The sequence below is a fragment of the Streptomyces sp. 7R007 genome (assembly GCF_054850255.1).
Genome location: NZ_JBTWMV010000094.1, coordinates 1 through 14,051 on the forward strand (window position 1 = coordinate 1; position 14,051 = coordinate 14,051).

Annotated in this window: 9 protein-coding genes; 6 read left to right on the forward strand and 3 right to left on the reverse strand. The window is 71.1% G+C overall.

Annotation, left to right across the window (positions count from 1 at the left end):
- Window positions 1-127 precede the first annotated feature (127 nt).
- On the reverse strand, window positions 128-1,657 hold the full coding sequence (locus tag ACYF6T_RS43190) for a helix-turn-helix domain-containing protein (protein ID WP_461703458.1): 1,530 nt from the start codon (window positions 1,655-1,657) through the stop codon (window positions 128-130).
- Between the two features lie 83 nt (window positions 1,658-1,740).
- On the reverse strand, window positions 1,741-1,938 hold the full coding sequence (locus tag ACYF6T_RS43195; protein ID WP_461703459.1) for a DUF4236 domain-containing protein: 198 nt from the start codon (window positions 1,936-1,938) through the stop codon (window positions 1,741-1,743).
- Window positions 1,939-2,154: 216 nt separating this feature from the next.
- Between ACYF6T_RS43195 and ACYF6T_RS43200 the strand changes: the two genes are divergently transcribed.
- From ACYF6T_RS43200 to ACYF6T_RS43220, 5 genes are all read left to right on the forward strand, one after another.
- Window positions 2,155-2,805, forward strand: coding sequence for an acetate uptake transporter (locus ACYF6T_RS43200; RefSeq protein WP_461703460.1), 651 nt, complete (start codon window positions 2,155-2,157; stop codon window positions 2,803-2,805).
- The gene (acs, locus tag ACYF6T_RS43205) at window positions 2,802-4,784 is read left to right on the forward strand and encodes an acetate--CoA ligase (protein ID WP_461703461.1); all 1,983 of its coding nucleotides are present in this window, start codon (window positions 2,802-2,804) and stop codon (window positions 4,782-4,784) included. The genes ACYF6T_RS43200 and acs overlap by 4 nt, the downstream gene beginning before the upstream one ends.
- 295 nt (window positions 4,785-5,079) lie before the next feature.
- Complete coding sequence (acnA, locus tag ACYF6T_RS43210; protein ID WP_461703462.1) at window positions 5,080-7,797, forward strand: aconitate hydratase AcnA; 2,718 nt, start codon at window positions 5,080-5,082, stop codon at window positions 7,795-7,797.
- 145 nt (window positions 7,798-7,942) lie between these two features.
- A complete protein-coding gene (locus tag ACYF6T_RS43215) occupies window positions 7,943-8,668 on the forward strand; it encodes a response regulator transcription factor (protein WP_461703463.1) in 726 nt (241 codons plus the stop codon).
- Window positions 8,665-10,191: a sensor histidine kinase gene (locus tag ACYF6T_RS43220; RefSeq protein WP_461703464.1), complete on the forward strand. Its 1,527-nt coding sequence runs from the start codon at window positions 8,665-8,667 to the stop codon at window positions 10,189-10,191. Before ACYF6T_RS43215 ends, ACYF6T_RS43220 begins: the two co-directional genes overlap by 4 nt.
- A gap of 71 nt (window positions 10,192-10,262) precedes the next feature.
- Here the strand turns inward: ACYF6T_RS43220 and ACYF6T_RS43225 are convergent, their stop codons facing one another.
- Window positions 10,263-12,311 (reverse strand): NAD(+) synthase, encoded by a 2,049-nt coding sequence (locus ACYF6T_RS43225; protein WP_461703466.1) that lies wholly within the window; start codon window positions 12,309-12,311, stop codon window positions 10,263-10,265.
- Between the two features lie 261 nt (window positions 12,312-12,572).
- Between ACYF6T_RS43225 and ACYF6T_RS43230 the strand changes: the two genes are divergently transcribed.
- Window positions 12,573-13,670, forward strand: a complete 1,098-nt coding sequence (locus ACYF6T_RS43230) for a lytic polysaccharide monooxygenase (protein WP_461703465.1) — start codon at window positions 12,573-12,575, stop codon at window positions 13,668-13,670.
- The last annotated feature ends 381 nt before the right edge of the window (window positions 13,671-14,051 follow it).

Here is a 14,051-nt window from a genome sequence, read left to right on the forward strand (position 1 = left end):
CCGGCGGCGCCCGGCCCCCGCGCGCCGGCCCCCCCCCCCGCCCCCCCGCCCCCCCCCCGCCCCCCCCCCCCCCCCCCCCCCCCCCCCCCCCCCCCCCCCCCCCCCCCCCCCGCGGGGTTCCGTGGGCTCAGATGTCCCGGAAGATCTCGATCTGCGCCCCGATGGAGTTGAGGCGTTCGGCGAGGTCCTCGTAGCCGCGGTTGATGACGTACACGTTGCGCAGGACCGACGTGCCCTCGGCGGCCATCATCGCCAGCAGGACGACCACCGCCGGCCGCAGCGCGGGCGGGCACATCATCTCGGCGGCCCGCCAGCGGGTCGGGCCCTCCACCAGCACCCGGTGCGGGTCGAGGAGTTGCAGACGTCCGCCGAGGCGGTTGAGGTCGGTGAGGTAGATCGCGCGGTTGTCGTAGACCCAGTCGTGGATGAGGGTCTTGCCCTGCGCGACGGCCGCGATCGCCGCGAAGAAGGGGACGTTGTCGATGTTCAGGCCCGGGAACGGCATCGGGTGGATCTTGTCGATCGGCGCCTCCAGCTTGGAGGGGCGGACCGTCAGGTCGACCAGGCGGGTACGGCCGTTGTCGGCGAAGTACTCGGCCGTGCGGTCGTGGTCGAGGCCCATCTCCTCCAGCACCGCGAGCTCGATCTCCAGGAACTCGATGGGCACCCGGCGCACGGTGAGTTCGGACTCCGTGACGACCGCCGCGGCCAGCAGGCTCATCGCCTCGACCGGGTCCTCGGAGGGGGAGTAGTCGACGTCGACGTCGATCTCCGGCACGCCGTGCACGGTGAGGGTGGTGGTGCCGATGCCCTCGACCCTGACGCCGAGCGCCTCCAGGAAGAAGCACAGGTCCTGGACCATGTAGTTGGAGGAGGCGTTGCGGATGACGGTGACGCCGTCGTGCCGTGCGGCGGCCAGCAGCGCGTTCTCCGTGACCGTGTCCCCGCGCTCGGTCAGCACGATGGGCCGGTCGGGACGCACGGACCGGTCCACCTCGGCGTGGTAGTGCCCCTCGGTGGCCGCGACCTCCAGCCCGAACCGCCTGAGCGCGATCATGTGCGGCTCGATGGTCCTGGTGCCGAGGTCGCAGCCGCCGGCGTAGGGCAGCTTGAAGCGGTCCATGCGGTGCAGCAGCGGGCCGAGGAACATGATGATGGACCGCGTGCGCACGGCCGCCTCGGCGTCGATGGCCCCCATGTCGAGCTCGGCCGGGGGCACGATCTCCAGGTCGACGCCGTCGTTGATCCACCGGGTGCGCACGCCGATGGAGCCCAGCACCTCCAGGAGGCGGTAGACCTCCTCGATGCGGGCCACCCGGCGCAGCACCGTGCGCCCCTTGTTGAGCAGGGAGGCGCACAGCAGCGCGACACACGCGTTCTTGCTCGTCTTGACGTCGATGGCCCCGGACAGCCGGCGCCCGCCGACCACCCGCAGGTGCATCGGCCCCGCGTACCCCAGAGAGACGATCTCGCTCTCCAACGCCTCACCGATCCGAGCGATCATCTCAAGGCTGATGTTCTGGTTCCCGCGCTCGATGCGGTTGACGGCACTCTGGCTGGTGCCGAGCGCCTCCGCCAGCTGCGCCTGGGTCCAGCCCCGGTGCTGACGGGCGTCACGGATGAGCTTGCCGATACGTACGAGGTAATCGTCTGCCATGGGGTTGAGGCTATCTCAGATATGAGATGGGGCATTCTGGGGGGTCTGTTCGAGTGACGCCCCCCGCCGCCCCTGACGGTCCGTCAACGCCGCTTTGCGGTACGGGTGCGCCGCCACCCGAAGGGCCCGGGCAGATCCATCGACGTCGTACGGCGGCCCGTGCTGCTGTGCGTGTGCCGGGGTCCGTGGCTGCCGCCGGTGGTGATGGACCAGGAGTGCCGGTTGATGTTGAGCCGTACGCCGGGCAGGATCCGGAAGCTCTTGCGGAACGTGAGGGGCATCGCGCCTCCTTTCGACGGGGGGTTCGGACACCTCTCGGCTACCCCGACCGTGCGTGCTCAAGGGTCGACCGTGCGTGTCGGCGGGCGGCGGACGCCGTTCGGCGCACGCCGGGGACCGTTCGGCGATGCCTTGCCGGATGTTTGTTTCGTACATACAGGTGCACTTCGTACGGTGGGTTTACATCCATGTGATCTGGATCACAGGAGGGATCGCAGATGAGCACCCTAACCACGAACTCTGCAGCCCCCGTCGCCGATCCCGGCCCGCTCGGCCTCGCCGCTTTCGCCGCGACCACGTTCGTCCTGAGCACCTTCAACGCCGACCTGATCGACGACAAGAAGCTGGTCGCCGTCGTCCTGCCGCTCGCCCTCTTCTACGGCGGGCTGGCCCAGCTGCTCGCCGGCATGTGGGAGCTGCGCAAGGGCAACACCTTCGCCGGTACCGCCTTCACCTCCTACGGCGCCTTCTGGCTGTCGTACGCCGCGTACGCCAAGTTCGTCGCCGGTGACCTGCCGGCCTCCACGGCGCACCAGGCCAGCGGCCTGTTCCTGCTGGTGTGGGCGGTCTTCACGGTCTACATGACCGTCGCCGCGACCCGCACGACGGGGGCCGTCCTCGCCGTGTTCGTCACCCTGTCGGCGACGTTCATCGTGCTGTCCGTCGCGGACTTCGCGCAGTCCCCGAACACCCTCAAGGCCGGCGGCTGGCTCGGTCTGGTGACCGCGGTGTGCGCCTGGTACGCGTCCTTCGCCGGCGTCACCAACTCCACCTACCAGCGCGCCGTGGTGCCGGTCTTCCCCAACCTCGGTGATCACCTGCGGCCGCGCCGCACCCGCCACCGCGGGCCGTTCGGAGCCCACGCATGACCGACACCGGTGGCGAGACACTCTCCAACCTGCTCCGGGAGGAGCGACGGTTCCCGCCGCCCCCGGAGCTGGCCGCCGCGGCCAACGCCACCGCGGCGGACTACGCACGCGCCGACGCCGACCGCCTGGCCTTCTGGGCCGAGGCGGCCGGCCGGCTGCACTGGGCGCGGCCCTGGGAGCAGGTGCTGGACTGGGAGCGCGCCCCGTTCGCCCGCTGGTTCACCGGCGGACGCCTGAACGCGGCGTACAACTGCCTGGACCGGCACGTCGCGGCCGGCCTCGGCGACCGGGTCGCCTTCCACTGGGAGGGCGAACCGGGCGACACCCGCACCCTCACCTACGCCGACCTGACGGACGAGGTCTGCCGGGCCGCCAACGCCCTGCTCTCGCTCGGCGTGCGGGCCGGCGACCGGGTGGCGATCTACATGCCGATGATCCCGGAGACCGTGGTGGCGATGCTGGCCTGCGCCCGCATCGGAGCCCCGCACACCGTGGTCTTCGGGGGCTTCTCCGCCGAGGCGCTGCGCGGCCGGATCGTCGACTGCGACGCGCGCGTGGTGATCACCGCGGACGGCGGTTACCGCCGGGGCAACCCCTCGGCGCTGAAGCCCGCGGTGGACGAGGCGGTGCGCGCGTGCCCGGACGTGCGCAGCGTGCTGGTGGTCCGGCGCACCGGGCAGGAGGTCGACTGGACCGACGGCCGGGACGTGTGGTGGCACGACCTGGTGGACTCCCAGTCCTCCGCGCACGAGGCGGAGGCGTTCGACAGCGAGCACCCGCTGTACATCATGTACACCTCCGGCACGACCGCCCGCCCCAAGGGCATCCTGCACACCACCGGCGGCTATCTCACCCAGGTGGCCTGGTCGCACTGGGCGGTGTTCGACGTCAAGCCGGAGCGGGACGTGTTCTGGACGGCGGCGGACATCGGCTGGGTCACCGGCCACTCGTACATCGTGTACGGCCCGCTCGCCAACGGCGTCACCTCCGTGCTGTACGAGGGGACCCCGGACACCCCGCACAAGGGCCGCTGGTGGGAGATCGTCGAGAAGTACCGCGTGTCGATCCTCTACTGCGCCCCCACCGCGATCCGCACCTTCATGAAGTGGGGCGGCGACATCCCGGACGGCTTCGACCTCACCTCCCTGCGGCTGCTGGGCTCGGTCGGCGAGCCGATCAACCCGGAGGCGTGGATCTGGTACCGGCGCCACATCGGGGGCGACCGCTGTCCCGTCGTGGACACCTGGTGGCAGACCGAGACCGGCGCCCAGATGATCAGCCCGCTGCCGGGCGTGAGCACCTGCAAGCCCGGCTCCGCCCTGCGCCCGCTGCCCGGCGTGCGGGCGGACGTCGTCGACGACACGGGCAAGCCGGTGCCGGACGGATCGGGCGGCTACCTGGTGCTGACCGATCCCTGGCCGGCGATGCTGCGCACCATCTGGGGCGACGAGCAGCGCTACGTCGACACCTACTGGTCCCGGTTCCCCGGCATGTACTTCGCCGGGGACGGCGCGAAGAAGGACGAGGACGGCGACATCTGGCTGCTGGGCCGGGTCGACGACGTCATGAACGTCTCCGGCCACCGCATCTCCACCACGGAGGTCGAGTCCGCCCTGGTCTCCCACCCCCTGGTCGCGGAGGCCGCCGTGGTGGGGGCCACCGACCCGACGACCGGGCAGGGCGTGGTCGCCTTCGTCATCCTGCGCGGCGAGGCCGGGCAGCGGGACGCCGGGGAGGTGGCCGCCGAGCTGCGCGGGCACGTCGGCAAGGAGATCGGGCCGATCGCCCGGCCCCGGCAGATCATGGTCGTCGCCGAGCTGCCCAAGACCCGCTCCGGCAAGATCATGCGCCGCCTGCTGCGGGACGTGGCCGAGAACCGCGCCCTGGGTGACGTCACCACGCTCACCGACTCGTCGGTGATGGACGAGATCCGGGCACGGCTGCCCGAGGCAGGGAAGGCCGGCGACGAGGAGGCGTGAGCCGGCCCGCGCGGGGCCCGGACCCGGACGCCGGGGTCCGGGTCCCGGCCTGCCCCGGGAGCCGGACGACGGTCTGCCGCTGAGAGCAGGACAACAGCAGGGCGCGCATGACCATCCGGGCCCCATGTACTAGAGTTATCTCGACATCGAGATATCTGCCGAGGAGCACCGCAGCCGCACGCCACACCAGTCTGGGGTAAGGCTTACCTAACTTAGCCTTACCTTAGCGGATCGGTCGGGATGCCGTGGCGGCAGGATCGTGGTGAGTACGCGCACATCAATGAAGGAGACTGTCGTGTCGGCGAACAGCTTCGACGCCCGCAGCACGCTGCAGGTGGGCGACGAGTCGTACGAGATCTTCCGGCTGGACAAGGTGGAGGGCTCGGCCCGCCTGCCGTACAGCCTCAAGGTCCTGCTGGAGAACCTGCTCCGCACGGAGGACGGCGCGAACATCACCGCCGACCACATCCGCGCCCTCGGCAACTGGGACTCGCAGGCCCAGCCCAGCCAGGAGATCCAGTTCACGCCGGCCCGCGTGATCATGCAGGACTTCACCGGCGTTCCCTGTGTCGTGGACCTCGCCACCATGCGCGAGGCCGTGAAGGAGCTCGGCGGCGACCCCGCGAAGATCAACCCGCTCGCCCCGGCCGAGCTGGTCATCGACCACTCCGTCATCGCCGACAAGTTCGGCACGAACGACGCCTTCGCGCAGAACGTCGAGCTGGAGTACGGCCGCAACCGCGAGCGCTACCAGTTCCTGCGCTGGGGCCAGACCGCCTTCGACGAGTTCAAGGTCGTCCCGCCCGGCACCGGCATCGTCCACCAGGTGAACATCGAGCACCTGGCGCGCACGGTCATGGTCCGCAACGGGCAGGCGTACCCCGACACCCTCGTCGGCACCGACTCGCACACCACCATGGTCAACGGCCTCGGCGTCCTCGGCTGGGGCGTCGGCGGCATCGAGGCCGAGGCCGCCATGCTCGGCCAGCCGGTCTCCATGCTCATCCCGCGCGTCGTCGGCTTCAAGCTCACCGGTGAGCTCCAGCCCGGCACCACCGCCACCGACCTGGTGCTCACCATCACCGAGATGCTGCGCAAGCACGGCGTCGTCGGCAAGTTCGTCGAGTTCTACGGTGAGGGCGTGGCCGCCACCTCGCTCGCCAACCGCGCCACCATCGGCAACATGTCGCCGGAGTTCGGCTCCACCGCCGCGATCTTCCCGATCGACGACGAGACCCTCAACTACCTGCGTCTGACCGGCCGCAGCGACCAGCAGGTCGCCCTCGTCGAGGCGTACGCCAAGGAGCAGGGCCTCTGGCTGGACCCGAAGGCCGAGCCGGACTTCTCCGAGAAGCTGGAGCTCGACCTCTCCACGGTCGTGCCCTCCATCGCCGGCCCGAAGCGCCCGCAGGACCGCATTGTCCTCGCCAACGCGGCCGAGCAGTTCAAGCAGGACGTGCGCAACTACGTCAACGACGAGTACGAGGCCAGCAAGGAGTCCTTCCCCGGCTCCGACGCCCCCTCCACCATCCCGAACGGCACCCCGTCCAACCCGGTCACCGTGACCGCCCCCGACGGCTCGACGTACGAGATCGACCACGGCGCCGTGACGGTCGCCGCGATCACCTCCTGCACCAACACCTCCAACCCCTACGTCATGGTCGCCGCCGCGCTCGTGGCGAAGAAGGCCGTGGAGAAGGGCCTGACCCGCAAGCCGTGGGTCAAGACCACCCTCGCCCCGGGCTCCAAGGTCGTCACCGACTACTTCGACAAGGCGGGCCTGACCCCCTACCTCGACAAGGTCGGCTTCAACCTGGTCGGTTACGGCTGCACCACCTGCATCGGCAACTCCGGCCCGCTGCCGGAGGAGGTCTCCAAGGCCGTCAACGACCACGACCTCGCGGTCACCTCGGTCCTCTCCGGCAACCGCAACTTCGAGGGCCGGATCAACCCCGACGTCAAGATGAACTACCTGGCCTCCCCGCCGCTGGTCGTCGCGTACGCCATCGCGGGCTCCATGAAGGTGGACATCACCAAGGACGCGCTCGGCACCGACCAGGACGGCAACCCGGTCTTCCTGAAGGACATCTGGCCCTCCGAGGCCGAGGTCAACGACGTCGTCGCCAACGCCATCGGCGAGGACATGTTCAACAAGTCCTACTCCGACGTCTTCGCCGGCGACGCCCAGTGGCAGGCGCTGCCCATCCCGACCGGCGACACCTTCGAGTGGGACCCGGAGTCGACGTACGTCCGCAAGCCCCCGTACTTCGAGGGCATGGGCATGGACCCGGAGCCGGTCTCCGACATCTCCGGCGCCCGCGTCCTGGCCAAGCTGGGCGACTCGGTCACCACCGACCACATCTCCCCGGCCGGCGCCATCAAGGCCGACACCCCGGCCGGCAAGTACCTCACGGAGCACGGCGTCGAGCGCCGCGACTTCAACAGCTACGGCTCCCGCCGCGGCAACCACGAGGTCATGATCCGCGGCACGTTCGCCAACATCCGCCTGCGCAACCAGATCGCGCCGGGCACCGAGGGCGGCTACACCCGCGACTTCACGCAGGACGGCGGCCCGGTCTCCTTCATCTACGACGCCTCCCGCAACTACATCGAGCAGGGCATCCCGCTCGTCGTCCTCGCGGGCAAGGAGTACGGCTCCGGCTCGTCCCGCGACTGGGCGGCCAAGGGCACGGCCCTGCTCGGCGTCAAGGCCGTCATCGCCGAGTCCTACGAGCGCATCCACCGCTCCAACCTCATCGGCATGGGCGTGCTGCCGCTGCAGTTCCCGGAGGGCCAGTCCGCCGACTCCCTCGGGCTGACCGGCGAGGAGACCTTCTCCATCACCGGCGTCGAGGAGCTCAACAACGGCACCACCCCGCGCACGGTCAAGGTCGGCACCGACACCGGCGTCGAGTTCGACGCGGTCGTCCGCATCGACACCCCCGGTGAGGCCGACTACTACCGCAACGGCGGCATCATGCAGTACGTGCTGCGCAGCCTGATCCGCAAGTAGGCGGCGACGCACAGCAGTCGAGGGCCGTATCCCCGTATGTCGGGGGTGCGGCCCTTCGCCGTGTCCGGTGGTATCCGTCCGATGTCATCACCCACCCAAAGGTGGAACACAGGGTTCCCTCAGCGGACCGGGACAGGATCGGGACATGACTGGCACCTCCGTGTCCCGGACCGGTCGCGTCCGCGTCCTGATCGTCGACGACGAGCCCGCCCTCACCGACGTGCTGTCCGCCGCCGTCGCCGAGGCGGGCTGGCAGCCCTACCCGGCCGCCGACGGCCGCGCCGCGCTCCGGCTCGCCCGCGCCTGCGCCCCGCACGCCGTCGTGCTGGACGGGATGCTGCCCGACCTCGACGGCATCCAGGTGCTGCGCCGGCTGCGGCACGAGACGCCGAAGCTGCCGGTGCTCATGCTCACCGCCCGCGACGCGCTGGAACACCGCCTCGACGGGCTCGGCAACGGCGCCGACGACTACGTCACCAAACCCTTCTCCCTGGCGGAGGTCGTCCTGCGGCTGCGCGGGCTGCTGCGACGGGCGGGCGGTGAGCACAGCGCCTGCGACGAGTCGGTCCGCGTCCTCGGGGACCTGGTGCTGGCCGAGGAGACCCGCGAGGTGCACCGCGCCGGGGCGCACATCCCGCTCACCGCCAAGGAGTTCGACCTGCTCCGGCTGCTTCTCGACCATCCGCGGCAGGTGCTGAGCAAGGCGCAGATCCTGGACCACGTGTGGAGCAGTTCCTTCGACGGCGGCGGCAACCTGGTCGAGGTCTACATCTCCAACCTGCGGCGCAAGATCGACAAGGGCCGGGCGCCGATGATCCACACCGTACGGGGGGCGGGGTACACCATCAGGCCGGCGGGGGACGGCAGATGAGCCCCCGGCCGGGCGGCCGCTCCCTGCGCACCCGCCTGCTGCTCTTCATCGGCGCCACCCTCGTCGTCGTGTGCGCGGCGATGGCGGTGACCACGGCCGCCCTGCAACGCACCTACCTCATGGGCGACCTGGACACCCGGGTCGACAACGCGGCCGAGCGCAGCCTGGGCGGCGCCGCGCTGCACCCGGAGGACGCGGCCGGCCTGTCCTTCCTCACCGAGACCGGCCACCCCGTCGGACTGCTCGCCGCCCGGTTCGACGACAAGGGCACGATCCTCTCCGCGGCCGTCGTCAGCCAGAACGCCCCGCCGCAGAACCTGAACACCGCCCAGCGCGACGCCCTGGAGGGGATCACGGCCGACGGCCGCAGGCACACCGTCAGCGTGCCGGGTCTGGGCACCTACCGGATCACCGCGCTGGACACCGGCGGCCTGCGCGTGCTGACCGGGCTGCCGATGGACGACGTGCTGAGCATGATCAGGGGCCTGGTGGTGGCCGAGGCGGCGGTCGCGGTGACCGGGCTGACCGTCGCGGGCGCCCTGTGCGCGGTGGTCATACGACGCCAGCTGCGGCCGCTCGGCCGGGTGGCCGCCACCGCCGTCGAGGTCTCCCGGGCACCGCTGGGCCGGGGCGAGGTCACCGGTCTGACGCGGGTGCCGGAACGGGACACCGACCCCGGCAGCGAGGCGGGGCAGGTCGGCGCCGCGCTCAACCGGATGATCGACCACGTCGAGTCCTCGCTCGCCGAACGCCGGCGCAGCGAGGAGCAGGTGCGGCACAGCGAGGAGCGGATGCGGCGCTTCCTGGCCGACGCGAGCCACGAACTGCGCACTCCGCTGGCGTCCATCGCCGGGTACGCCGAGCTGATGAACCGCGGGACGGACCGGATCGAGCCGGTGCTGGCGTGGCGGCGGGTGTCGGCGGAGTCCGCGCGGATGACGGGGCTGGTGGAGGACCTGCTGCTGCTCGCGCGGCTGGACGAGGGGCGGCCCCTGCAGACCGCCGAGGTCGACCTCGCGTCCGTGGTCGCCGAGGCGGTGTGGGACGCGCGGGCGGCGGGGGAGGGGCACGAGTGGCAGCTGTCGCTGGCCCTGGAGGCGCCGGCGCTGGTCGTCGGGGACGAGGCGCGGCTGCATCAGGTGGTGGCCAACCTGTTGGCCAACGCGCGTGTGCACACGCCTGTGGGCACGACGGTCGTCGCCGAGGTGGAGGCCGACGGCGAGCACTGCGTGGTCCGCGTCCGCGACAACGGGCCGGGCATCCCGCCCGACCTGCTGCCCAGGGTCTTCGAACGCTTCAGCCGCGCCGACACCGCGCGCACCCGCGCCCGGGGCAGCCAGTCCGGCTCCGGTCTGGGCCTGGCCATCGCGGCGGCGATCACCACGGCCCACGGCGGCCACATCCACACCACCAGCACCCCCGGTCACACCGAGTTCACCATCACCCTCCCGGCCGCCCCCGCCCCCGCACCGACACACCCCGCCCGTCAGCCGACGGAGGACTGCGGAGCCCGGGTGCGCTGAGGGCAGGGGGCGGGAGACAGGGGGGCGGCTGCTCGGCGAGGAGAGGCCGGTCCCCTCTCGTGCCCTCCCGGTTACTTCTCGCTGCCCCCCGGCACCCCCCAGCGCTCCAGATCCCGTAGCCACGCCCGGGCCGTGCTGTCCGACGGGGCGCGCCAGTCGCCTCGGGGCGAGAGGGAGCCGCCGGCCAGGACCTTCGGGCCGTTGGGCATGGCCGAGCGTTTGAACTGGGCGAAGCCGAAGAAGCGACGGCAGAAGTACTCCAGCCAGCGCCAGATCTCCGGCAGGTCGTACGTCGTCCGCTCCGCCTCGGGGAAGCCCGGCGGCCACGCCCCCGCGTCCTTCTCCCGCCACGCGTGCCACGCCAGGAAGGCGATCTTCGAGGGCCGCATGCCGTAGCGCAGGAGATGGAAGAGGGTGAAGTCGTGCAGCGCGTACGGGCCGATCTTCGACTCGGTGGACTGGAGCTCCTCACCCGGCACCAGCTCCGGACTGATCTCCGTGTCGAGGATCGCCGCCAGCGTGTCGTTGGTCTCGTCGTCGAACTGCCGGCTCGTGATGACCCACCGGATCAGGTGCTGGATGAGTGTCTTGGGCACACCGCCGTTGACGTTGTAGTGGCTCATCTGGTCGCCGACCCCGTACGTGCACCAGCCCAGCGCCAGCTCCGACAGGTCCCCGGTGCCGAGCACGATCCCGCCGCGCTGGTTGGCCAGCCGGAACAGATAGTCCGTACGCAGCCCGGCCTGCACGTTCTCGAACGTCACGTCGTACACGGGCTCGCCGGACGAGAAGGGGTGCCCTATCTCCTGGAGCATCAGCCGCGCCGTCGGCGTGATGTCCAGCTCGGCCGCCGTCACCCCGAGCGCCCGCATCAGCTTGTGGGCGTTGCCCTTGGTGTGCTCCCCGGTCGCGAAACCGGGCATCGTGAAGGCGAGGATGTCGCTGCGCGGACGCCCGGCGCGGTCCATGGCCCGGGCCGCGACGATCAGCGCGTGCGTGGAGTCCAGCCCGCCCGACACCCCGATGACGACCTTGGGGTCGCCGATCGCCGCCAGCCGGTGCTGGAGGCCGGCGACCTGGATGTTGTACGCCTCGTAACAGTCCTGCGCGAGCCGGCTCGCGTCCGCCGGCACGAACGGGAACCGTTCGACCCGGCGCCGCAGCCCGAGGTCGGCGGTGGGCGCGTCCAGCCGGAACGACACCTGCCGGAACCCGTCGGTGCGCGCGGCGAGCGTGCGCCGGTTGTCGTCGAACGTGCCCATCCGCTGCCGCTCCTGGCGCAGCAGATCGAGGTCGACGTCGGCCACCGCGTACTGGTCGCCCTGGGGGAAACGGTCCGTCTCGGCGAGCAGCACACCGTTCTCGTAGATCATGGTCTGCCCGTCCCAGGACAGGTCCGTGGTCGACTCGCCGAGCCCGGCCGCCGCGTAGACGTAGGCGGCCAGGCAGCGCGAGGACGCCGAGCGGCACAGCAGCTTGCGGTCCTCGGCGCGGCCCACGGTGATCGGGCTGCCGGACAGGTTCACCAGCACGGTCGCCCCGGCCAGCGCGGCCTCCGCGCTCGGCGGCACCGGCACCCACATGTCCTCGCAGATCTCCGCGTGCACCACCAGCCCGGGCACGTCCTCGGCCGCGAAGAGCAGGTCGGTGCCGAAGGGCACGCTCCGCCCGCCGACCCGGATCGTGCCGCCGCGCTCGTCGTCACCGGCCGCGATCTGCCGTTTCTCGTAGAACTCGCGGTAGTTCGGCAGGTACGACTTGGGCGCGATGCCGAGGATGCGCCCGCGGTGCACGACCACGGCGCAGTTGTAGATCCGGTTGCGGTGCCGCAGCGGCGCGCCGACCACGAGGACGGTCAGCAGCTCCGCCGACCCCGCCACCACCGTCTCCAGTGCCCTCTCCACCTCGTCGAGCACGGCGTCCTGGAGCAGCAGGTCCTCGATGGAGTAGCCGCACAGGCACAGCTCCGGGAAGACGGCGAGCGCGACCCCCTCCTCGGCCACCTGCCGCGCCTGCCGCAGCACCGCCTCCGCGTTGGCCGACGGCTCGGCGACGGCGGCGTGCCCGGTGCAGGCGGCGACCCGCGCGAAGCCGTGCTGATAGAGGGACCTGAAGTGCACGTTGCGAATTTCGTCTTCTGCCACACCAGCAGTATCGGCCGGGGCGGATCGGCCGGGAGAGGAAGGGGTGCCGAGCGCGGCGTCTCACGCGTCTCGCGCCAGTGGTTTACAACCGGCCCAACCGGCGCTACTTTGCCGGACAGGTGGGGTGGGAGCGCTCCCATGCCGGTGGACCGGAACCCGCCGCCCCTGGGTCGCCCCCACCCCGCTCATCCGGTACACCCGCGTCCGTACGGCCGTACCAGAAGGAACCCATCTGTCATGATCCTGACAAGAACATCGAAGACAGCGATGCGAGGCCCCGCTCCGCGATTAACCTCCACCCGCACCAGGGCCCTCCTCCTCGTGCTGGTCTCCCTCCTTGCCGCGCTCCCCGCCTTCGCCCTCGTGCTGACGGCCGGCGTCCCCGCCGAGGCCCACGGCACCCCCATGAAACCGGGCAGCCGCACCTTCCTGTGCTGGCAGGACGCGCTCACCGACACCGGTGAGATCAAGCCCGTCAACCCGGCCTGCAAGGCGGCCCAGCAGGTCAGCGGCACCACGCCGTTCTACAACTGGTTCTCCGTGCTGCGCTCCGACGGCGCCGGCCGCACCCGCGGCTTCGTGCCCGACGGCGAGCTGTGCAGCGGCGGCAACCCGAACTTCACCGGCTTCAACCTGCCGCGCGACGACTGGCCCGTCACCCACCTCACCTCGGGCGCCACCGTCGACTTCTCCTACAACGCCTGGGCCGCGCACCCGGGTTGGTTCTACGTCTACATCACCAAGGACGGCTACGACCCCACCAAGCCGCTGACCTGGGACGACATCGAGGACACCCCGTTCCTCACGATCGACCACCCGCCGCTCAACGGCACCCCGGGCACGGTCGAGGCCAACTACTCCTGGACCGGCAAGCTGCCCGGCAACAAGTCGGGGCGCCACGTCATCTACATGGTCTGGCAGCGCTCGGACAGCGCGGAGACCTTCTACTCCTGCTCCGACGTCGTCTTCGACGGCGGCAACGGCGAGGTCACGGGCATCCACGACCCGGGCAACCCGACCGACCCCGTCCCCGGCACCTGCTCCGCCACCCGCAAGACGACGGGCAGTTGGAGCGGCGGCTACCAGTCCGAGGTCACCGTCACCAACACCGGCGACGTGCCGATGCTGGGCTGGATGGTCGACTTCACGCTGCCCGGCGGCCAGCAGGTCGCGAGCCTGTGGAACGGCAACGCCACCTACACCGGGCAGGACGTGATGGTCCACAACGCCGACTGGAACGGCTCGCTCAGTCCGGGCCAGAGCACCACCTTCGGCTACGTCGTCTCCGGCGACGGCGGCGACAGCACGACCACCCTGCCCTGTCAGGTGGGCTGAACTCCCCTCCCGAGCGGGCCCGGTGGCCGGTCAGGTGTCGCCTGCCGCCGGGCCCTTCGCGCCGGGCGCCGCTCAGCGCGAGTGCGGACCCGCCGGTGATGACGCCCGACCTGGAGGAGCCGAAGACGGCCTCCTCGTCGGCCGGAGCGAGCTGGAGCGCGTAGACCTTCGGGCAAGTCGGGTCGACCGCGCAGGAGTTGTGGTGGCCGAAGAGGTGCGCGGGGGTGTGGAGCGACCGTTCGCGCAGGGGGTGTCGCGGTTTCGGTCGGCCGGGCGGGGCAGTGCGCGCCGCCCACTGGAGCCGGGACCGTGCTCGCTCAGGCCAGGCAGGCGCGCAGGACTCGGCCTTGCCCGTGAACGATCTGCCCCCGTCCGATTGGG

Coding starts and splice junctions, on each gene's coding strand:
- ACYF6T_RS43190 (WP_461703458.1), bottom strand. CDS start 1,657: ATGGCAGACGATTACCTCGTACGTATCGGCAAGCTCATCCGTGACGCC.
- ACYF6T_RS43195 (WP_461703459.1), bottom strand. CDS start 1,938: ATGCCCCTCACGTTCCGCAAGAGCTTCCGGATCCTGCCCGGCGTACGG.
- ACYF6T_RS43200 (WP_461703460.1), top strand. CDS start 2,155: ATGAGCACCCTAACCACGAACTCTGCAGCCCCCGTCGCCGATCCCGGC.
- acs (WP_461703461.1), top strand. CDS start 2,802: ATGACCGACACCGGTGGCGAGACACTCTCCAACCTGCTCCGGGAGGAG.
- ACYF6T_RS43215 (WP_461703463.1), top strand. CDS start 7,943: ATGACTGGCACCTCCGTGTCCCGGACCGGTCGCGTCCGCGTCCTGATC.
- ACYF6T_RS43220 (WP_461703464.1), top strand. CDS start 8,665: ATGAGCCCCCGGCCGGGCGGCCGCTCCCTGCGCACCCGCCTGCTGCTC.
- ACYF6T_RS43230 (WP_461703465.1), top strand. CDS start 12,573: ATGATCCTGACAAGAACATCGAAGACAGCGATGCGAGGCCCCGCTCCG.